The 19,919-nt window shown below is 53.4% G+C and carries 21 protein-coding genes; 13 read left to right on the top strand and 8 right to left on the bottom strand.

Features of this window, described 5'->3' with window-relative positions; translation table 11 throughout:
• Nucleotides 1-31 precede the first annotated feature (31 nt).
• The gene (gene proC / locus VE954_RS42900; RefSeq protein ID WP_324964857.1) at nt 32-841 is read left to right on the top strand and encodes a pyrroline-5-carboxylate reductase; all 810 of its coding nucleotides are present in this window, start codon (nt 32-34) and stop codon (nt 839-841) included.
• Here the strand turns inward: proC and VE954_RS42895 are convergent.
• Complete coding sequence (locus VE954_RS42895) at nt 838-1,593, bottom strand: ABC transporter ATP-binding protein (RefSeq protein ID WP_324964855.1); 756 nt, start codon at nt 1,591-1,593, stop codon at nt 838-840. The two genes, proC and VE954_RS42895, sit on opposite strands and share 4 nt — an antisense overlap.
• Nucleotides 1,590-2,600 (bottom strand): iron ABC transporter permease, encoded by a 1,011-nt coding sequence (locus VE954_RS42890; protein WP_324964853.1) that lies wholly within the window; start codon nt 2,598-2,600, stop codon nt 1,590-1,592. The genes VE954_RS42895 and VE954_RS42890 overlap by 4 nt, the downstream gene beginning before the upstream one ends.
• Nucleotides 2,601-2,777: 177 nt before the next feature.
• Here VE954_RS42890 and VE954_RS42885 point away from each other — a divergent pair, with 177 nt between their 5' ends.
• The 6 genes from VE954_RS42885 to VE954_RS42860 all read left to right on the top strand — a co-directional run bounded on the left by VE954_RS42885 (nt 2,778) and on the right by VE954_RS42860 (nt 8,895).
• A complete protein-coding gene (locus tag VE954_RS42885) occupies nt 2,778-3,281 on the top strand; it encodes a hypothetical protein (protein WP_324964851.1) in 504 nt (167 codons plus the stop codon).
• 108 nt (nt 3,282-3,389) lie between these two features.
• A complete protein-coding gene (locus tag VE954_RS42880) occupies nt 3,390-4,319 on the top strand; it encodes an ABC transporter ATP-binding protein (protein ID WP_324964849.1) in 930 nt (309 codons plus the stop codon).
• Nucleotides 4,319-5,047, top strand: coding sequence for an ABC transporter permease (locus tag VE954_RS42875; RefSeq protein WP_324964847.1), 729 nt, complete (start codon nt 4,319-4,321; stop codon nt 5,045-5,047). Before VE954_RS42880 ends, VE954_RS42875 begins: the two co-directional genes overlap by 1 nt.
• Nucleotides 5,047-6,885 (top strand): DUF4350 domain-containing protein, encoded by a 1,839-nt coding sequence (locus tag VE954_RS42870; RefSeq protein WP_324964845.1) that lies wholly within the window; start codon nt 5,047-5,049, stop codon nt 6,883-6,885. Before VE954_RS42875 ends, VE954_RS42870 begins: the two co-directional genes overlap by 1 nt.
• Nucleotides 6,882-7,844, top strand: coding sequence for a DUF4340 domain-containing protein (locus VE954_RS42865; RefSeq protein WP_324964843.1), 963 nt, complete (start codon nt 6,882-6,884; stop codon nt 7,842-7,844). Before VE954_RS42870 ends, VE954_RS42865 begins: the two co-directional genes overlap by 4 nt.
• A gap of 205 nt (nt 7,845-8,049) precedes the next feature.
• Complete coding sequence (locus tag VE954_RS42860) at nt 8,050-8,895, top strand: flagellin (RefSeq protein WP_324964840.1); 846 nt, start codon at nt 8,050-8,052, stop codon at nt 8,893-8,895.
• Here the strand turns inward: VE954_RS42860 and VE954_RS42855 are convergent.
• Nucleotides 8,892-9,815, bottom strand: coding sequence for a GNAT family N-acetyltransferase (locus VE954_RS42855; protein WP_324964838.1), 924 nt, complete (start codon nt 9,813-9,815; stop codon nt 8,892-8,894). The two genes, VE954_RS42860 and VE954_RS42855, sit on opposite strands and share 4 nt — an antisense overlap.
• Nucleotides 9,816-9,851: 36 nt before the next feature.
• On the opposite strand from VE954_RS42855, the gene fliD reads away from it, so the two are divergent.
• The 3 genes from fliD to VE954_RS42840 all read left to right on the top strand — a co-directional run bounded on the left by fliD (nt 9,852) and on the right by VE954_RS42840 (nt 13,214).
• Nucleotides 9,852-11,201, top strand: a complete 1,350-nt coding sequence (fliD, locus tag VE954_RS42850; protein WP_324964836.1) for a flagellar filament capping protein FliD — start codon at nt 9,852-9,854, stop codon at nt 11,199-11,201.
• 21 nt (nt 11,202-11,222) lie between these two features.
• A complete protein-coding gene (fliS, locus tag VE954_RS42845) occupies nt 11,223-11,735 on the top strand; it encodes a flagellar export chaperone FliS (RefSeq protein ID WP_324964834.1) in 513 nt (170 codons plus the stop codon).
• A gap of 159 nt (nt 11,736-11,894) precedes the next feature.
• Nucleotides 11,895-13,214, top strand: a complete 1,320-nt coding sequence (locus VE954_RS42840) for a flagellar hook protein FlgE (RefSeq protein ID WP_324964832.1) — start codon at nt 11,895-11,897, stop codon at nt 13,212-13,214.
• 7 nt (nt 13,215-13,221) lie between these two features.
• Here the strand turns inward: VE954_RS42840 and VE954_RS42835 are convergent, their stop codons facing one another.
• The 3 genes from VE954_RS42835 to VE954_RS42825 form a co-directional block, all read right to left on the bottom strand.
• Nucleotides 13,222-14,016 (bottom strand): lysophospholipid acyltransferase family protein, encoded by a 795-nt coding sequence (locus tag VE954_RS42835; protein WP_324964830.1) that lies wholly within the window; start codon nt 14,014-14,016, stop codon nt 13,222-13,224.
• Nucleotides 14,000-15,190 carry a phosphopantothenoylcysteine decarboxylase gene (locus VE954_RS42830; protein ID WP_324964828.1) on the bottom strand — a complete coding sequence of 397 codons (1,191 nt, stop codon included), beginning with the start codon at nt 15,188-15,190 and terminating at the stop codon, nt 14,000-14,002. The genes VE954_RS42835 and VE954_RS42830 overlap by 17 nt, the downstream gene beginning before the upstream one ends.
• Nucleotides 15,191-15,364: 174 nt before the next feature.
• Nucleotides 15,365-15,529 carry a hypothetical protein gene (locus VE954_RS42825; protein WP_324964826.1) on the bottom strand — a complete coding sequence of 55 codons (165 nt, stop codon included), beginning with the start codon at nt 15,527-15,529 and terminating at the stop codon, nt 15,365-15,367.
• A gap of 183 nt (nt 15,530-15,712) precedes the next feature.
• Here VE954_RS42825 and VE954_RS42820 point away from each other — a divergent pair, with 183 nt between their 5' ends.
• Nucleotides 15,713-16,321, top strand: a complete 609-nt coding sequence (locus tag VE954_RS42820) for an outer membrane beta-barrel protein (protein ID WP_324964824.1) — start codon at nt 15,713-15,715, stop codon at nt 16,319-16,321.
• Between the two features lie 63 nt (nt 16,322-16,384).
• On the opposite strand, the gene VE954_RS42815 is transcribed toward VE954_RS42820, so the two are convergent.
• Nucleotides 16,385-16,957 (bottom strand): GNAT family N-acetyltransferase, encoded by a 573-nt coding sequence (locus tag VE954_RS42815; protein ID WP_324964822.1) that lies wholly within the window; start codon nt 16,955-16,957, stop codon nt 16,385-16,387.
• A gap of 269 nt (nt 16,958-17,226) precedes the next feature.
• Between VE954_RS42815 and VE954_RS42810 the strand changes: the two genes are divergently transcribed.
• Complete coding sequence (locus tag VE954_RS42810) at nt 17,227-17,361, top strand: hypothetical protein (RefSeq protein WP_324964819.1); 135 nt, start codon at nt 17,227-17,229, stop codon at nt 17,359-17,361.
• Between the two features lie 69 nt (nt 17,362-17,430).
• Here VE954_RS42810 and VE954_RS42805 read toward each other — a convergent pair whose 3' ends face one another.
• A complete protein-coding gene (locus tag VE954_RS42805; RefSeq protein ID WP_324964817.1) occupies nt 17,431-18,501 on the bottom strand; it encodes an ATP-dependent 6-phosphofructokinase in 1,071 nt (356 codons plus the stop codon).
• Nucleotides 18,502-18,621: 120 nt separating this feature from the next.
• On the opposite strand from VE954_RS42805, the gene VE954_RS42800 reads away from it, so the two are divergent.
• Nucleotides 18,622-19,830, top strand: coding sequence for a tetratricopeptide repeat protein (locus tag VE954_RS42800; protein WP_324964815.1), 1,209 nt, complete (start codon nt 18,622-18,624; stop codon nt 19,828-19,830).
• The last annotated feature ends 89 nt before the right edge of the window (nt 19,831-19,919 follow it).

The following is a 19,919-nucleotide window of genomic DNA, read 5'->3' as shown; positions in this document are numbered from 1 at the left end:
CCCCACTGCGCAAACGATCCATGGAGTGTGTATGGAAAAGATCACCGTCATTGGTCTCGGTAATATGGGAGCGGCCCTGGTTCGCGGGCTCTTGAAATCTTCTGCAAAAAACCCGCTGCCGATCGAAGTTTATGACGTTGACAAGCATCGCATTGATCAGGTGGTGGGATCGGGCCCGGCCCGCGGTCTGCCCTCCCTGACCGATATTCAGAAACACCGGAATGTGCTGATTTTCTGCGTAAAACCGCAGGACCTCCCGACCATCGCCAAAACTCTTGGTGGCAAGCTGGAAGCGGACAATCTCATTATTTCGATTCTGGCTGGTAAAAAGACCTCCACCATTGCCGAGGAATTACGCTACGAGGGTCCCATCATCCGGGCGATGCCGAATATTGCGGCCGTGATTGGGGAAGCCGCGACCGCCATGTGCGCGAATGAAATCGCCGAGGACATCCACAAAAATCGAGCCGAACAGATTTTTAAGGCCGTGGGTGAAGCGTACTGGACCAAGGAAATTCTCATGGATGCCGTCACGGGTCTGTCCGGCAGCGGGCCTGCTTATATTTATATGGTGATCGAGGCGCTGGCCGATGGTGGCCTCAAGATGGGCATGCCCAAGGATTTGGCGTTGAAACTCGCAACGCAAACCGTGCTGGGATCGGCGGCCATGGTCAAGGCCATGGGCTTACACCCCGCGATTCTTAAGGATCAGGTCACGACACCCGCGGGCACTACAATTTCAGCCCTGCACGAACTGGAAGAACGCGGTCTACGATCGATGTTTGTGAGCGCTGTGGAAAAAGCCACATTGCGTTCCCAGGAATTGGGCCGCAACTCTTAACGCGTGACGTTTTGAAAGCGAATGAACCATTCCCCAGTGTCCTGCTCTTCATGAATCCTTGCTTCCACATCATAGGTCCGCCTGATCATGTCCGGAGTAAAAAACTCCGGGCAAGGCCCAGCTGCTACAAGTTTCCCTTGTTTGAGAAACACCAGATGCGTGGCCAGACTGCGGGCTGAGTAGAGATCGTGATGCGAGAGAACGAGGGTCCGTCCTTCACGGGCGAGCTCGGCAAAAAGCAGCGTCAAATGGAGACTGGCATCAATATCGAGATTGGCAAAAGGCTCGTCAAAGAGCATGACCGGACTGTCGGCAGCAATCGCGCGAGCCAGATCCACCCGCGTCTGCTCCCCTCGACTCAGACTGTTATAGACGCGCTGCGCAAAGCCTTGCATGCCAACTCGTAGAAGGGCCTTATCCGCCGCCTCCCGATCGCTCTTACCTGGAAATCCCTGATGCCAGGGATAACGTCCCATCAGGACAAGTTCCTGCACAGTAAAAGCAAACGGCAGCGCGCTGCTGAGAGGCGTCCAGCATAAAGGCAAGGGCACGTTGGTCTGCGCCAGCATAATGTTTCCCGAGGTCGGCTGCAGAACGCCAGCCATACAGCGCAAAAGTAGGGTTTTGCCAGCTCCATTGGGTCCAAGGATCAAATGAATGCCACCCGCTTGCACATCGAGGTCGATGCGGTCGAGCAGCGTTTTATCCTGCACTTTCAAAACCAGCTGAGCCACTTTCAATGCGGACGTCATAGCGCAGCATGCCTCCGCCTTTGATAGAGCATCCAAAGGAAAAAGGGCGAGCCGATGAGAGAAACCAGAACTCCCACCTGAAGTTCCTGAGGCGGGATCACAACCCTGGCCAGCAGATCAGCCAGCATCAAAAGCGTCATGCCATTGATCACGGACAGACCGAGGAGTTGCCTGTGATCAGGCCCCACCATGATGCGAGTAAAATGCGGCACAATCAGACCAATAAAGGGCATCAAACCAGACATGGAAACCGATGTTCCCACCAGGAGCGAGATCAGAAGGACAGATTCCATACGCAATCGTTTCAGATCCAAACCCAGTGTTTGCGCCACATCATTGCCAAGGCTCAGGACATTGAAGCGATAGGCAAGCTTTTGCGCATAGATCACGCCCATGACAATGGGACCCACAGCCACCACGCAATGGTCCCAGGTTTTTCCGCTCAAAGTGCCGAGCATCCAATTCATCATGGCTGGGCCCTTGTCGTAATCGTGGATGGAAAGCGACAGCACGAACGACGTCAAGGCACTCAGAATTCCATTCAAAGCAAACCCGATAAGCAAAAGATCCTCGATAGGAAATCCCCTGGGATCCCGCGCAAAACGCAACAGAATCACAGTCGTCATGAGGCAACCGACGAGCGCAAAGAGGGGCAGCATCCAAAGCGAAACTAAATTCAATCCAAGGTAAAACGCGATGATGGCCCCAAGCACGCCGCCGCTGCTAATCCCAATGACAGAGGGACTGGCAAGTGGATTGCGAAACAATCCCTGAGTCAGGACCCCGGCTGCAGCCAGGGCGCCTCCGATCAGGCAGGCCGCGAGGACTCGTGGGAGGCGAATATCGATCAAAATACGCCGTAAAATGTCCATGTCCTCAGAACCACTGAGGAACTGCCAGGGGTAGGCGGGGGCCCCCCCAAAGGACCAGGATAGGAAAAAAGCCAGAAGACACAGGCAGGCTGCGCTCCAAAAGGCCAGAGATTTGGTTCGGAAGAGGGCGTGCAAGGCCTGAGATTCCTTTGAAAAATTCTGTCAAGGCGACGGGCAAGGCCCGCTGCACGACATGGATACGAGGATTCGGCGGCTAAGGCAACGTTTTTTCCCTTGAATATATGTCAAAATAGCCTATACTCGCCCCTGGTGCCTGTCCCTTTTGACCTGTTGTGAACCGTGGAGCTGAAAATGAAAAAAGGCAAAACCATCCTGGCCGCTGTCGCCCTTGGAACTCTCACGTATCTGGCCTGGCTTGGCCTGGATATCAAAAATCCCGAAAAACCAGCTCCTGTGACGACACCTTATGAAGTCGTATCAGAAACTGTGGCCCCTGTGACCCCACCACCGGCACCACGCCGTGTGCTGGCCCGAAAAGCCGTGAAATACCGCAAGGCCAAGCCCCTTGCCAAAACGGAAGAAACGGCTGTGGCCGCGGCTGAGACGACCACTGAAGAAAAAAAATCCTCAGTTGAAATTCCCATGCCTGGCGCCTGGGAGGGTTCTTTTGTCAAGCATGATCGCCCTTATAAAAAAGATGAATGCGATATCGATCGCCCCTGCGCTCCCCGTGGGCGTGATGGTGTCCTTCTGGTCGGCGCCTCATTTTCCCTGAATGGTTGGAAGCCCATGATGCCGGAAATCCTTGCGGTTGGCTCCTATCAGCGGCGCACACCACTTCTGGTCTATAAATAAGCGAGGCGGTCAAAGTTTCGGCTTTTCACACCCAGCCTTGCAAAGCTTCATCGTTTTGATATCTTTGAAGATTGATGTCAGTTCATGACCTCTTCAAGGAAATTTCACATGATTGAAGTTCGTTCGATCAGCAAGTTTTACGGCAACAAACGAGCGGTCGAGGACCTGAGTTTCACTATAAAAGATGGTGAAATCGTCGGGCTTCTGGGCTTGAATGGAGCCGGAAAAAGTACAATCCTCAAGGTGCTCGGCTGTTTTCTGGTCCCCTCGCACGGCGATGCGCGTATTGGCGGTCACTCGGTCCTCGAAACGCCCGACGATGTTCGGCGCATGATCGGCTACCTGCCGGACACGCCCCCCCTCTATAACGAGATGCCAACCCGCGATTATTTACGCTTTGTCGCGAAACTCAAAAACGTGTCGAGTGAGCAGGTGCCGTCTTTTGTCGACGATGCCATGAACAAGACCAACCTGCATGAAGTATCGGACGTGCGTTTGGGTGAACTGTCCCACGGTTTCCGGCAGCGGGTCGGCATTGCCCAGGCCTTGGTGCATAAGCCGCGGGTCCTGATTCTCGATGAGCCCATCAATGGCCTGGATCCCATCCAGATCGTTGAGATGCGCGACATGATCCTCTCGCTCAAGGGCCAGCACACCGTAATTCTTTCCAGTCACATCCTCTCGGAAATTACCAAAACCTGTGATCGTATCCTCGTGCTCGATCGGGGTCGCCTCGTGGCCGAAGGCACGGAGGCCCAGCTGCGTGGCCAAGTGAAACAGGGTCTCGATGTTCGGGTCGAAGTCGAGTCGTTCGACGCCTCGGTGCGGGACGCTCTCCGTGCTCTGCCTGGGGTTATTGACGTCAAGGAAGCCCGTATCAGTGGCTTCTTCCTTGATATTCAATGTTCCAGCGATATCCGCGGGGATATTGCCAGAACGATCGTACAGTCGGGCGGACGCCTGCTGGGTCTCGGCAAGAAGGAGGCGGAACTCGAAACGCTGTTCCTCAAACTGATCAAGACGGATGGAGCAAACTGATGAATAAAATCTGGTTGATCGCGCGAAGGGAACTGAACGCTTATTTTTCCACCTGGATGGGCTATATCATTATCTTTGCGGCCCTGCTGATCGACGGCATGCTGTTCAATGCGTTTGCCATCGGGGATGACGCAAAACTGTCGAGTGATGTGCTCAAGGACTTTTTCTTTTTCAGCAGCGGCATTGGAATGGTCGCTGCGGTGTTTCTGGCCATGCGACTTCTGGCCGAAGAAAAGCAGACCGGTACGATCGTATTGTTCTATACCTCGCCCCTGAGCGAGCGGCAGCTGGTCTATGGGAAGTTCCTGTCGGCTCTCATCATGTTCGTCATTCTTCAGCTTCTGAGCGTGTATCTACCCTGCCTGATTTTTCTGGAAGGCAAGGTTTCCGTGGGCCATATGGTGGCGGGTTACCTGGGCGTGACGCTCCTCGGCGCCGGTGTGTTGGCCCTGTCGCTCTTTGCTTCGGTGGTTTCTCCGAACCAGCTGATTGCCGGGATCACAGCCGCAGCCATGACGGTTTTCTTTCTTTTGCTGTGGCTTCTCTCGTATCGCGTCGATGAACCCTTCCGCCAGGTGTTCGCCTACATGTCGATCCATAATGAACGCTTCCGGCCCTTTACCAACGGTGTGCTGCATACCCGCGATGTTGTGTATTACGGCAGCCTGATCTTCTTTTTTCTGGAATGTTCCATCAAATCGCTTGAGACACGGAGGTTGCAAGGCTAATGAATCAACTTCGCGCGCTACGCATCCCGCTTTTTCTTTTGGGTCTGGCCCTGGTCTTTATTGTTGAACGTTATTTGAAAACCTACGATTCGTATAAAATTGTGCTGATCATTGGCGCTGTTGTGACTCTTTTGCCGATCGCATTAAGCTTTTCGCTGATGCAGAAGGTCAAGGCCCAGGGACTGCTGGCGGAAGCCAAATCCTGGAGACTGGTCCTGATCTGGAAATTGCTCGTGGTTTTGGCTGTCGCTCTGTATTTCGTTTACAGGTGGACCCTGGACACGACGCTGAATCCGGAAAGCCTGGGTCAGAAGGCTTTGCTCGTTCTGTGGCTGTCGACCTTGTTCCTTGGTCTTTTCATGGGCCTGGGCGTGGAATTCAGTCACCGCATGAACGGGACGGGTGAAAACGCCGAACCCAATCGCCTGGCCTATTCCTCCAAAATCTGGCTCAGCATCGGCTTTCTATTCCTCGGTTTGGGCGCTCTCAATTATGGTGCTGCGAAAAAGGACAAGGTTTATGACCTTTCCTATTTCAAATCCACCAAGCCTGGGGAAGCGACCCTCAACACGGTGGCTTCTCTCAGCGCACCGGTTCGGACTGGGGTGTTTTTTGCCAAGGATAGTGAAGTCGCAGCCTTTGTGAAGGAATATCTGGATGTTCTGGCGGCCAAGAACAATAACCTGCAGCTCGAATTCTATGACAAGGATTTCTATCCGGCTCAGGCCGAGGAATTCAAAGTGTCCAAGAACGGTCAGATCGTTCTGCTCAAGGATGGCAATCGGCAGCGCATCGATCTGGGCGATAAGCTGGAAAACGCCCGCAAGAAACTCAAAACACTCGATGCCCAATTTCAAAAGGCCCTGCTGCAGCTGACGTCAGAACAGGGCAGCATCTACTTCACCTCGAGTCACGGGGAAATGGGTTGGGGCATCGACCGCCACAGCCCCCTGCGCTCGCTCCGCAATCTGGAAACGGTGCTGCGTTCCCAGAATCTGACGCCGAAAACCCTAGCCAGCACCTTTGCGCCCATTCCAGATGATGCCGCAGCGGTCGCCGTCGTGGGACCAACCGCCAGTTTCACCAAGGAGGAAGTGCAAACCCTGCGTGATTACCTGAACCGGGGCGGTAAACTGCTTTTGGCGCTCGATGTGGAATCGTCCGGAGAACAGACGGAAGAAGTCGTGGTTGCCGATCAGAATGAGATGCAGGCGCTCCTGACCGAAATCGGCATTCAATTCCGCAAGGATCGTCTGGCCAATGACAAGGAGTTTGTGCGGTCGACGCGGCAAAAGTTTGATCGCGTTTACCTCTATACCAACCTCTTTGGCAGTCACGAATCGGTTTCAACGCTGACCCGCAACGATGAAAAGCTGAATATTCTGGCCTTGCATGCGGGTCATCTCGTGGTGGAAGGCGGGGCCAACAACTGGAATCCCGTCGCGACCATCATGACTTTGCGTAGCACCTTCATCGATACCAACAAGAATTTTGAGTATGAGCCGACTGAAGTTCGTGGGTCCTATCCGCTGGCGGCAGCCGCCGAGAAAGGCATGGCCGAAGGCAAGAAGGGTCGCATCATCGTTCTCGCCGATGCCAGCATGCTGTCGGATCCGCCACTCTACTACAACGGCAACCAATGGATGGCGCTGGATGCTTTCCGCTGGCTGACCGATCGTATGAATACAGCCGGTGCTGTGGAATCGGAAGAGGATGTCCGGATCCAGCATTCGAAAGGTCGGGAGCTGGTCCTGTTCCATGGTTCCATTTATCTGGCACCCCTGCTGATCCTGACGCTCGGATTTGTGGCCAATCGTCGTAAGAGAGGGCGAGCATGAAAGTTAGAATAGTCCCCTATATCGTATTTTTTGTGGCGTCTCTGGCCTTTGCCTGGTTCGCCTCGCGTCCCAGCCTGCAAAGCGAATCGATGGGCAAGGAATGGATCAGCATCTCCAAGGAGAGCCTGAAAAAGATCGTCTATACCGACGAAAATGGAACGGTGGAAGTCAGTAAGGATCCCACCGCTCCGGAAGCTTTTTGGATTGACTCTGCCGAAACCCGCAAGGAAGGTCCAAACGATGTGAGCGTCAAGGACCGTTATCTGGTCGGTGACCGCATGAAGGAACTCCTGGCGGAACTCGCCCCATTCCGCGTCGAAAAACAGATCGGCGAGGCGGGGAAAGTGAATCTGGCTGATTTTGGTCTGGATAAACCGACCGGAACCTTTGAGGTGCAGTACGGCGAAGGCAAAACGTTTACACTTCTCATGGGCAAACGCAGCTTTCAGTCGCCCACGGTCTTCGTCCTGGATAAGGATAAGAACCTGGTTCTGCTCGTGCAGCGCAAAGTCATGAGCATGCTGGAAAAACCCAAAGCACGGATGGCCATGTCCAAACCCTTCAGCCTTGCCGAGGATGATGTGAGCCAGGTTTATGTCCATCAGGATAACAAAACCTGGAAGTTTTACCGTAAAACCCAGGGCAGCGAGAAGGTCTGGTATCCCGAAGCCACCGATAAGCCGGCTGAAGCCTTCCGCAACTGGATCGATAAGGTTCTCAAGCTCCGTGTTGAAGGCTATCCGCAGGATGATCAGAAGGAGGCGCTCAGCAAGCTGGTGCCTAAATTCTCGATGGAACTCAAGACCGATCGTGCGGACCTCGACACCTGGTCCATTCTTGAGGAGGCAGGCACACCGACCCGCTACTGGCTGAAGGCTGGAAAACTCCCCGTTCCCGTCCTTATCGATGCCACCAAGGTGCCTGTTCTTGTCAATGATATGAAAGCTTTCCTGCAGTGAAAGTCCTGTCTCGTGCGGTCCTGCTCTGGTCCGCACGGGCCCACCGGGCAAAGATTTCACCCCTCGTCTCGTCCCCCGCACATTGAATGCTGAAGAGAGCGTGTGTTAGAATAAAAAAGAGCAGCCTTCATTTTCCAATAATGTTTATGCTGTGGCGCCTGTCACTCGAAGGACTTTCCTTTGGAGTGCTTCGGAGGGGTAACTCATGGGTTTGCGCATTGCGACCAACGTCTCATCGCTTACTGCTCAACGACATCTGATCAACACACGTCGACTGTTGGATCGTTCCTTGGAACGACTGTCGAGTGGTTATCGCATTAACAAAGCAGGCGATGATGCAGCCGGTCTTGCGATCTCAGAAAAACTGCGTGCCAAAACCCGTGGTCTGATCCAGGCGCAACGAAACGCGTCGGACGGTATTTCTTTGATTCAGGTGGCTGAAGGTGGTCTGGAAGAAATTCAAAACATTCTGGTTCGTTTGCGCGAATTGGGTGTTCAGGCTGCTTCCGATACCATTGGCTCTCAGGAACGCCGTTATCTGAATGAAGAGTATCAATCCCTCAAGGAAGAAGTGGACCGTATTGCCAACGTGACCGAATTCAACGGCACGGTGCTCCTGGATGGTACGGGCGGATCGCTCGACTTTCAGGTCAATACCGGTGGTTTGAACCTTTTGGGCGTCGACCGGATTTCCTTTGATGCCTTCAAGTCGGATGTCAACTCCGACAAGCTCGGTTTGGAAGAACTGTCCATCGATACCAAGGTGAACGCGCAGCGGAGCTTGAGCATCCTGGATACAGCGATTGAAGATGTGTCTTCGATCCGCGGTGAACTCGGTGCCATCGATAACCGCCTGACGTCCACCATTCGAAACCTGTCAGTCTCGATTGAGAACCTCACGGCCGCAAACTCCCGCATCAAGGATGTGGACGTTGCGATCGAAACATCGGAACTGACACGTAACAATATTATGATGCAGGCCGGTACATCCGTGCTGCAGCAGGCTAACTCGATTCCGAAAATGGCATTGACCCTTCTGCAGAATGCTTAAATAGAATCCAGCCCCCAGATAAAGAGCTGAGCCAGCTCGCTTTCACGACCTTCCTTTAAAATTCTCATCAGCGCCATAGGCACGGCTTCCACAGCCGACGCCTGGGCGAGGATCTCCTGATGCCAGGCCGGCTTCAGTTCACCCGGCGTCAGCAGCATGCATTGGGCCAGATCCTTGTCCCGCCTTACAAAATGCACAAGGTCCAAAAGAAAAGCCGCATCGGTGCAGCCCCACTCATGAATCACACCCATCATGTCGTAGCCTTTCCCCTGGATCGCAAAGGCGACAATATCCGCTGTTTCATAGGCCACATAGAGATCGATCCAAGGAATTTCCAGCATGCGGCGGAATTCCGCAAGGCTCCGTTCCAGTGTCATTCCAACCTTGGGTCTTAAGCTCAGCAGCTGCTTTAAAACATCATCCGTAAGACCCTGCAGATCCATGCGAACCAACCGGGCTGCGGTGCGGGCTTTGCCACTGGAGCGTGATTCCAAAAAATGAAAGTGGTATTCCTGTCCCACTGACACGAAACCCAACTTCTGATAGAATGAAGTCAGGTCGCTCCACAAAAATAAAGCCTGCATATGATTTTGCAGAGCGACTTCTTCCACAGCTGTCAGAAGACTACGCATATGTCCATGACCTCGAAAGCGAGGATCCGTGGCGACGTTGCCCACCAGACCAATCAGGAATTGATCCTGCCCCAAGGCATTAATGGCTTTGCGAGGCCATAAATTGGCGTGGGAACACAGTTGATTTTGAAAGTCATGACAGTAACTAAAGCTCTGACCTTCCGGTGCCAGCACGATGGGATATTCCTGCTCGATCGGAAAGGGTAAGGGGTCCGGCCGCAGACACTGTTGCAAAAGTTTATTGCGATGCTGAAAATGGATTGGTTCTTTCGGGTGATAAAGACTCATCGTTTTTCATTTCCAGTTATATAAGGGGGAATGCTCATGGGAGTTCGCAGCATGCCGGGCGCGACTACAGGCCTCTTCGACCCTAAGATTGTAGAGGGTTTAATCGAGGTTGAAAAGATCCCGATTGAGAACGCCAAAAAGCGTCGGGAGGCGGTCGATACCGAGCGCGCAGAATTCAAGAAATTGATCGATATGGTCGGTAAATTGGATACGACGCTGAACAAGCTCAAAACCAAGACCGACTTCTACCATATGAAAGTTGAGTCCTCGCATCCCGATATTCTGGACGGCGTCGTGAACGGCTTCTCCATGCCCGGAAGCTACGAATTTGAAGTCCGGGGCCTGGCCAAATCGGAAAAGGAACTGGCCTATGGTTTCCCCGACAAGGATCAAACACCGGTAGGCTTTGGTTACATGGTGATCGAAAGGGAAGGAGACGGAGATCTCGATATCACGATCGAGCCGGGATCCACCCTGCAGAATGTTGCTGAAGCCATCAATGAGGCGGACGGCGGCGTGAAGGCCATGGTTATCAATACCAAATACCAGCCCGACCCTTACCGTCTGCTGGTGGTCAGTGAAAAGTCCGGTAAGGAATCCAAGATTCGCATCGATGAGGATACGACCTTCCTTGAATTCAAGGAGCAGGTGGTGGGCCGTAACCTGGATGTCCTGTTCGAGGATGTCCCGGTCACCGATGAAACGAACGACCTGAAGGAACTGGTCGATGGCGTTGTCTTCAACGTCAAGCGATCGGAACCTGGTACCCGGGTCCAGGTGCAGGTCAACTACGATGTGGATGCCACCATGGAAGCCATTGCCGGCTTTGTCGAGGGCTACAACGAAATCTCCAAATTCATCAATGGCCAGTTCCAGGTGGATCAGAAAACCGGCCGCGCCGGAATTCTGGCCGGCGATGGAACCATTAAAACGGTCATGAGAAATTTAAGAAGCGCCATGGCGGACCCGGTTTATAGCGCTGGGAAATATAGGACTTTGGCTGACATTGGGATAACGACCAACCCCAAGACTGGTGAGCTGGATTTCAAGGAGTCTAAAGTAAAGCAGGCTTTGACCGAAGATTACGAAAGTGTGGCCAAGATCTTCATACGAAGTAAGGATGCGATGGGGATTGCGGCACGACTTGCGGACCAGGTGAAGGCCTTACGTGATGCTCAGAACGGGATCCTGAAAAGTCGGACAAGGGCTCTTGATAACATCATCAAGGACCAGGACCAAGGGATCGCCAGGAAAGAGCAGGCAGCGGCCAAGAAAGCGGATTCGATCAAAAGACGGTTTACCAGTCTCGAATCCCAACTCTCTGGAATGAAGGCGCAAGGCGATTTTCTCGCGCAGCGGTTTGCGCAGAATAAGGAAAATTCTTAATCAGTCAGGAGCTGCTTCAAGATGAACAATCCCTACAAGGCCTATCAGAAGACCCAAATTACGACCGCCAGTCGTGAAAAGGTTCTCCTTATGCTTTATGAAGGTGCGATTCGCTTTGTGAAGCACGCAGAAGTCGCCATGCTGGACAAGAAAATTGCCGAAAAAGGCAAGCAGATCAGCAAGGCCACCGCCATCATCTCGGAACTGATGGCCACCCTCGACTTTAAAGTCGGCGGTCAGCTGGCTGTGGATTTGGAAAATCTCTATGTCTTCATGATCGATAAACTGATTGAAGGCAATATCAATAACGATGTTGAATGTCTGCGCACCGTGGAACAACTGCTGCGGACGCTGCATGTGGCTTGGCAGGATGTGGTGGAAAATCCACGTCCCGACGGTGTGCCTTCACCAAAACTGCAGCCGGAAGAATACAAGAAGTGGGTTGAGACCAACGGCAGCGCGTCCGTTAAATCGGGCGCCAAGCAGGATGTTAGTGCTGGGAATCACCAGCAAAAATTAAAGCATATCGCCTAAAAAAAGCTCTTCGTCCCGGTATGAACTTGCCGGGACCATTCTGCCTATATACCCCCAGATGTATGTGTTTTTGCAACAATCCTCCAGCATGAATATCGCGTGTTAATCTGAATAAGAATCAAGATTTGTTATGAGTGCGATCTCTTTTCAGGGGGTTCTATGGCTATATCTCAGGCGCTGTACACTGGAGTCACCGGTATGTCCGTCATGTCTGACAGCATGGCTGTCGTGGCGAACAACCTGGCGAACGCCAATGCCAAGGGTTTTAAGTATGACAGGGTGGAATTCGATGACCTTCTGTCGCTTGACCTCGGTAGCTCAGCAGGAGCAGCGCAATTGGGTCGTGGTGCACGTTTGAGCCGAGTGCGAGCCATTCATACGCAAGGTGGCTTGTCGGTGACCGATCGTCTCACGGATATGGCTGTTCAAGGGAACGGATTTTTCGTCGTGAATAACCCGAAAGGGGAGAAGCAGGAAGCCGGGGGACTTTTTTATACCCGGGTCGGTTCCTTTAACTTCGACAAGGATGGTTATCTGTCCGACGCGACCGGCGGCCATTTGCAGGGCTATGAAGCGGATCAGGATGGAGTTCTTTCCACCAAGCTGACCGATGTTCGCATCGTGACCAATAACATTCCTCCGAAAAGCACGGATAAGGTTGTCATGAACGTGAATCTGGATTCACGTGAGGAACCCGTCCCCGGTGAATTCAATATCGATGATCCGGTGAAGACATCGAATTTCGCGTCCACCGTGAACGTGTTCGATAGTCACGGCACCAAGCACGCGATGACCACTTACTTCCGCCGGATGGCTGATGATGAGGGCATTTCCTGGGAATGGCATGCAACTGTCGACGGCAAGGAAGTCACCGATGCCGATGGCGCCAAGATCAAGGAAATCGCCAGCGGTACCGTGAAGTTTGATAACAAGGGCAACCTGCTCGAGGAAGAGTATAACGAATCGAGCGCCAACTTCTCGAAAGGCGCTGTGCCTGGCCAGAAGATCCTGATCGACTTCGGCAAGAACATGGGTTCGGAAGAAGGCAATGGCGTCGGCGCATCCAGCTCGACCGCTTCGTCCTCCATCACCGTCTTCCACAGCCAGAACGGTTATGAATCAGGTAACATCAAGTCGCTCAAGATCGACCTTGATGGCAAAATCAAAGGCTATTACACCAACGGAATCGAACGCGTTCTGGGCTCCTTCGCCCTCGCCACGTTTGAAAACCAGGATGGCCTGATGAAAGCCGGCCGCAACCAGTTCTATGCAACCAATGATTCCGGAGCGCCACGCATTGGTACGCCGCAATCAGGTGTGCGTGGATCGGTCTATGCTTCGACCTTGGAAGAATCCAACGTGGATATGGCTCAGCAGTTTGTGGAGATGATCCGGAGTCAGCGTGGCTTCCAGGCCAACTCCCGTTCGATCACCACCACCGACAGTATGATTGAAGAAGTGGTGAACATGAAACGCTAATAGGTAATTAGCGAATGGATTCGAGGTAGCGCAGTCGCGTTTCGATCATGGATCGGACGCGTACGGCAAACAGTTCGGGGGTTTCCTCGGGCAGCGGCCAGACCTTGGGCATCACGTCCAGGATCAGGTGCGCGGCCTTGGGAATCCCCGAATTTTTTCGCATCATATGTTTCGTGCCGCAGAGCACGACTGGACAGACGGCCACACCTTCTTCAATCGCGAGTCGGAAGGCTCCCATCTTGAATTCGCGCAGGCGACCATCCTCAGAACGGGTTCCCTCAGGAAAATAAAACATGGAAACGCCGCGGCGAATCCAGTTGGAGCTTTGCACCACAGCCGATCGACTGCTGGCCGCATCCCCGCGTTTGATAGGCACATAACCGGCCCACTTCATCGCATGACCGATGCAAGGCAAACGAAAGACGGTGTCTTTGGACAGCCAGCGAAACTGAGCCTGGGTGAGATAAATGGAACCGATATCGGCCGAGCTTTGATGATTGGCGACGAGCACGACCGGTGGTTCGCCCTCTTTGGGCAGGTTTTCAAAGCCACTGTAGCTCCAGCGCCAGCCGGGGGCCGCGTGCATAATCCAGCGCGCCCAAAATGTTGCCAGCCAGTGCGCGCCATGGGTGAGACGCTTGGGATCAAACAGTTTTTTCCAAATAACAATGGCCAACAGGATCAGGTAGCACATGATGGTGGCAAAGACGAACGTGATCCAGAAAACAACAGCGCGCAGGTGGTCCTGGCCTGGAAAACCGGCGGTCAACGGCTTGCTCATGGTCTCAGTTGAATTGTTCACGGAATGTTCTCCCAGCTTCTTGAACCAAATATTCGGCGATGGAATCCTTGCCTTTCAAAGCCTGTGACGGTGCTGTCGGCCCAGCGAACACCAGTGCGGCGTGATCGGTTTGATTCACATCCTGCAGCTGATTGTAAACCAGGTGAGTCAGGCTATATTTCTGCAAATAATCCTGCACAATGGCCTCGCGCTCCTGGGTGTTGGCGGCCACCTCGAGCTTGAAACCTACCTTGAAAGCGAGAGGCTGTTTCACCTCGGCTATGATTTTGGGCGTGCGAACAAAATCCACCTTCAGTTCATCGCGACTTCGTACTTTTCCGGAGAACTTCGCTGCCGGAACAAAGTCCAGAACAGAGGCAGCAAAAATAGCCCCATCGATGTCACCGCCGGCGATCTCCTGCACCGCGTGCAGCATCTCATCCGTGGTCACGATATCAGTCAGCGTGGAATAACTCGTCGGCCTGACCGGACACGGACCAGCCACGACATGCACGCGATGACCGTAGCGGTAGAATTCCTCGGTAATATGGCTGCCGAGGGCGCCGGACGAGTAATTGGAAATATAACGCACATCATCAATCGGGCCGCGGGTCGTGCCCATGGTCAGGAGAAATTTGCGGCCATACGATTGATTGAGAATGTGAGCCACGCGATCGGCGAGCTGTTTCGGATCCGGGAATTTTTGTTTGCCTTCCTCTTCCCGGGCCGCAAGCACGGTACAAAAACTGCTGATTTTCTGCAGATTCGCGGCCACCATCGGGCTATGGAGAAGGCTATCATGCATATTAGGAACCAGGATCACCGGCTTATGCTGACCCAGATAGGACGCGATCAGAGCCGTGGCCGGTGTATCGGTCAAACCCTGAGCGACCTTGCTGATAAGACTCGCTGAGGCTGGGGCGATGATGCAGGCATCATTCTGCGCAATGTGCGAGGCCTCGCCTTCGAAGCGGGTCCGGACCGACCGTGCCGCCGCCCAGGATAGGGCTGTTTCGGTGGTAAAGAGCGCACCTCCTTGGGTCAACCAGGGATGGACCTCAGCTCCCAGCCGACGCAGAGAACGGATGAATCGAACACTTTCCACGGCTCCGATGGAACCCGATACGACGAGATCCACCGAGCGCGCCCGTAGCGCTGCCGATATTTGACTGACATGGAGATCATTCGACGCCATCAAAGCACCTATCCTTGCGATTTGAGTCCAGCTTTGAATATAGGTCTTGGTGCCATTTCGTCAAATCATTCTGTAAGGTTTTACAAACGCAATGGGGCTGAACGACAGCACGCTTCCAGTGAATGTGCGGTTGTTCAGCCCCAGCTCAAGTCAGCTTGCTCCCAAGGATAAACCTTAGGCGTTAGCTGCCTTTTGTGCGCGCTCGTTGGCATTCGGAACGTTCAAGGGCAGACTGGCTGCTGTTGTTCCCTCGATGCGAACTTTATTTTTGCGCTTCTTACCGGCGCGAGCTTTGTTCATTGCACGTCTAACTTTGGATCTTTTAGTAGGGGAAGCCATGTTTTTTCCTCTCGACTTTCAACCTAAGCGTATAGGTCGGGGGAGCTTATTGGAAATTATCGGGGCTGTCCAGCCAAATCCGGGTCCCGTGGCCTGATTCATGGAGCCGATGGACTTCATAGCCCTGTAAGGTATGATGATGAACGACGCGTAGGTTTATTATGTTTATATGGCGGAGATTGTATGCGGTTGATTCAAGTCTTTGCAGTAATGTCTTTATGGCTATGTATGAGCCAGGCTCGGGCCGAGGATCCTGTGGATCGCAACTTCCCTGGTCCTTATGTAGGCGGGCAACTGACTCTGGGACAGGCGTTCAAGGCCGGGTCAGGTTCCCCAGGAACAGCCTATTTGCTGGGCGCGGACCTGGGATACGGCATCAAACGCGACACCTGGAATCGCATCGAGCTCGGCCTTGAACTGGCCACGGGCAAAGCTGCCTTTACCGAGAAAACCAATCTTGGTGATGTGAAGGTCGATCTCGACCTCGACCTTGTGATGATGCTCAAAGCCGGTTACGGCTATAGCCTTGGTGATGCGGCCTTCGGGACCTTCCGCATCGGCGCTGGTATCGCGCAGGCCAGTTATGAAGGAAAATTAGGTGGTTTCGTGGCCACGGACAATACCAGCGGCGTGGCGGCCATGATCGGCTGGGACGCATTTTTTCCAGCGAGCCCAACGATGGATTTTCTTTTTGGCGCCAGCTATCGGATCTTCAATTTCAAATTTGAGGGCCAGGATAGCTTTCAGATGAGCTTCCCTGGACTTTATGCGGGTGCGCGGGTCAGACTTTAAGCCGACCGCTCATCAGGCGGACAGGGGGATGGACTGCTGTCCGCCGCATCCTCGGCTGGTCTTTCAATCAGCCTGTTCCAACACAAAATAACTGGGGAAAATTTCGCGACGACTGTTGGAATTTTCCTTCTGCTGAAACTCCACCGGTCGAAAACCGACGCGACGGAAAAGACTTTGCGCGTGGCGCATTTCGGAAGTGGCTTCCAGGTAAACACGCACATAGCCAAGATCACGAGCCTTTTGAATGCTGACTTTCATGAGCTTGCGGCCGAGCCCAAGGCCACGATAAGCAGGCCCAATCACGAGTTCACGGATTTCACCGATATGCTCGCGGGGATCGAGTCCAGCAAAAGGACGCACACCGACTCCACCAATCACATGGCCGGCAAGGCGATCACGCAAGACGAGATAGAGGGAACCTTCTTCCTGATAGCTGGCAAGGAACCGTGGCAAGCGTCGACGGGTCGAGGCCAGAACCGTTCCTTCGTCGGGATAACTCATTAAACTTTGCTGAATCACAGCGACCACCTCCGCCTCATCGGCGGCCTGTAAAGGGCTCAGGTCATAGCGTTCTGCGAAGAGCAGTTGATCCAAAGGATCCAAGAATACCAATTCAGAGGCGACCGAATTGTCCATGAAGACGACCTCATACAAGAGTCGGAGTAAGCCTTTGCAAAAAGGCTGCCGCTTGCGTTTTTGTCACAAAATGTAGCGCGTCATAATTTTACGCCTATTCTAGCAGCTTTTTTCCAGTTGTCAAAAAGCTCTTGACTTTGGGGGTCTTCCCCCTTAGGTTTTGCTATCTATTGAGGCGCCTGCTTGCCTTTGGGTCGGAGCGTGTCTTAAAAAGTGAAAGTCCAGCTTCAGCTATGTGCCGAGGCGGCAAGATATTATGGAGTAGACCAATGGCCAACGTACGTAAAAATCGCCCGCCTCGTAAACGCAACAAGACCGCCAAGTATCGCGCCAAGAAAAAACTGCGCGTCGTTCGTAGAAAGAATGCCAGTTCTCACGGTAAGCGCGGCGGCAGAATTCGCTAAGATATCTGGGGATGGTGAACATCCCCATTTTCTTTTTCTCTTTCTCCGTAGCTCCTGCCTGCATGTCTTTTAACGTCCCAGACAAATTCCAATCGCTTCCGCAGCCTGCAGATACATATCGTCCTGCGCCACAGGTCTGAAACTACTGGCCACCGACGCATAGGGTACTGTTTTCATTTCGTGCTGATGCATGACCACAACCTTGCCATAATCCTTGTTCACGACAAGTTCAACGGCCTTCACACCGTACAGGGTCCCCAGCACGCGATCGCGTGGACAGGGTTGTCCGCCGCGCTGAATATGCCCGAGCACAGTAATGCGGGTATCGATACCGGTCAGCTGATTCAATTTTTCCGCCACGATTTGGCCAATGCCGCCCAGATTTTTTTTGCCGGGACTGGTGGCGTTATACAGCGGCTCGCTATCCGTTTCCATGGCGCCTTCGGCGACGACGATCACACTGTAGCTCATGCCTTGCTTCTGGCGTTCCTGAATTTTATGAATGATAGCGTCATACGAAAACGGAATTTCCGGCAGAAGAATCACATGGGCCCCGCTCGCCATGCCGCTGTGCAACGCTATGTGCCCGGCATGCCGTCCCATGACTTCCAGAACCATGATGCGATCGTGGGATTCCGCAGTGGACTGCAGGCGAAGGATGGCATCGCTCGCCACCTCGACGGCGGTTTCAAATCCGACTGTAACATCGGCTTGCAAGAGATCGTTGTCGATCGTTTTAGGAATCCCGACGACGTTCATTCCGATTTGCGTCATCTGCCAGGCTATGGTTTGTGTCCCATCACCGCCGATCACGATGATGCAGTCCAGCCCCAAATCCTTATAGGCCTCCATCACGAGCTTGCTTTTGTCGCAGGTCGTGGGATTGCTGCCGGCCTTTATTTTGAAGGGATTTCCCGCATTGGTCGTGCCCAGAATGGTGCCGCCGCGATTCAGAATGCCGGAAACATCCCGAAGTCCCATGGACCTGACCCGATAGGGGCGTTCCATCAGACCGTTGAAACTATCCTCGATGCCGATCACTTCATGCCCGAGAGTGCCCACAGCGTAGCGAACCACGGCGCGTATCACGCTGTTAAGACCCGGGCAGTCGCCACCACCAGTGCTGAGGCCAATCTTCAAGGCGAATCTCCTTCATGAACGGGATAGAGGGGAAAACCTTCTGCGCTATGCCAGGAACTATGATACACTTTTTGATACCTGAGACACGTGCAGAAGGCGAATAAAAACGAGGGAAAGCCTGTGAGCGATACCACCCTGCCCCAAAAGATTCTGATCGTGGATGCTGACAAGTCCGTTGGGCAGGGAATCAAGGGTGCCCTGGAAAAACACAATATCAAGGTCGATACCGCCTCGGATCTTGGATCCGGGCTCTATATGTTCAACCAGAATATGTACCCCGTGGTGCTGATCGAGTTGGGCTTCGAAGAGGTCCCGGGCCTTGTCCTCGCCCAACGCTGGCGGGCTCATGAGGTCATCGATAAGCGTAATGCCACCTTTATCCTGGTCGCCGGCAACCGAGATGGTCATGATCCTGGTCAGGCCAAGCTGATCGAGGAACTCGATGACATTGAAGTCGTCTACAAGCCGCTCAATCCCATCCATATCCTGCCCATTCTGAAAAAAGCGATGATGACCCGCGCCCGTCGCCTGCGCTTTTCCGATGTATCGGTGCAGGCCATGAAGCTCGCCAGCCGACCCGAGACCGTGCAAAATGCCATCGATTACGTCAAAGCCAATCTGAAGGACCTCGGCTTCCGCGGCCATGATCTTTTGCGGGAAATGTACGAAGCCCAAAAGTCGTGGTCCAAGGCCATGGAAGTTGTGGATGGCATCCTTTTGCAGAAGCCGGAGAATCTGAACGCGGTCAATCACAAGGGGCGTCTGCTGCTCAAGCTCGGTCGCCACGATGATGCGCTGAAATACATGGAGCACGCGGATAAACTGGCGCCGAATAATATTCAGCGGATCAACGAGATGGCCATGGCCTATTTGGCAGCCAACAAACCCGATTTGTCCGTGAAACAGATGCGGGACCTGATCCGCTACCATCCCGACCAGCCGGAAGTGAAATTCGATATGTTTGCCAAGCTCCAGGAGTTTGGCTTCGATGACCATGCCATCAACCTCTGTAAGGACACCACCGATCCTTTGGAAGTGGTTCGCCACTACAACAACAAAGGGGTCGCCCTGGCCAAGGCGGGCAACGTCGAAGGCGCCATCATGGAATATGAAAGATCCCTGCGTTTTTATCCCAAGTACAAGGAAAATTACCGGATTCTCTATAATATTGCCCTGGCCCACCTGAGCTACAAAACCCGTCCGCACTACGAAATTGCCATGGACTACATCATGCGCTGCCTGGAATTGAATGACAAATTTGAGAAGGCGCAGAAGACCAAGGAGCAAATTGAAGACCAGCTGTCGAAGCGAAACAAGACCGCTTCGTAGCGTTTCCCGAAAAATCCTGGAGCCCGGCCTTGCCTCTCGTGTAACTTGTCTGGAACTTTGATTCCGGTGACCCACCGTTGCGAAGAGGC

Source organism: Oligoflexus sp. (genome assembly GCF_035638955.1).
Taxonomy (GTDB): Bacteria; Bdellovibrionota_B; Oligoflexia; order Oligoflexales; family Oligoflexaceae; genus Oligoflexus.
The sequence above is the reverse complement of the archived record's forward strand: the minus strand, read 5'-3'. Positions and strand labels throughout refer to the sequence as shown.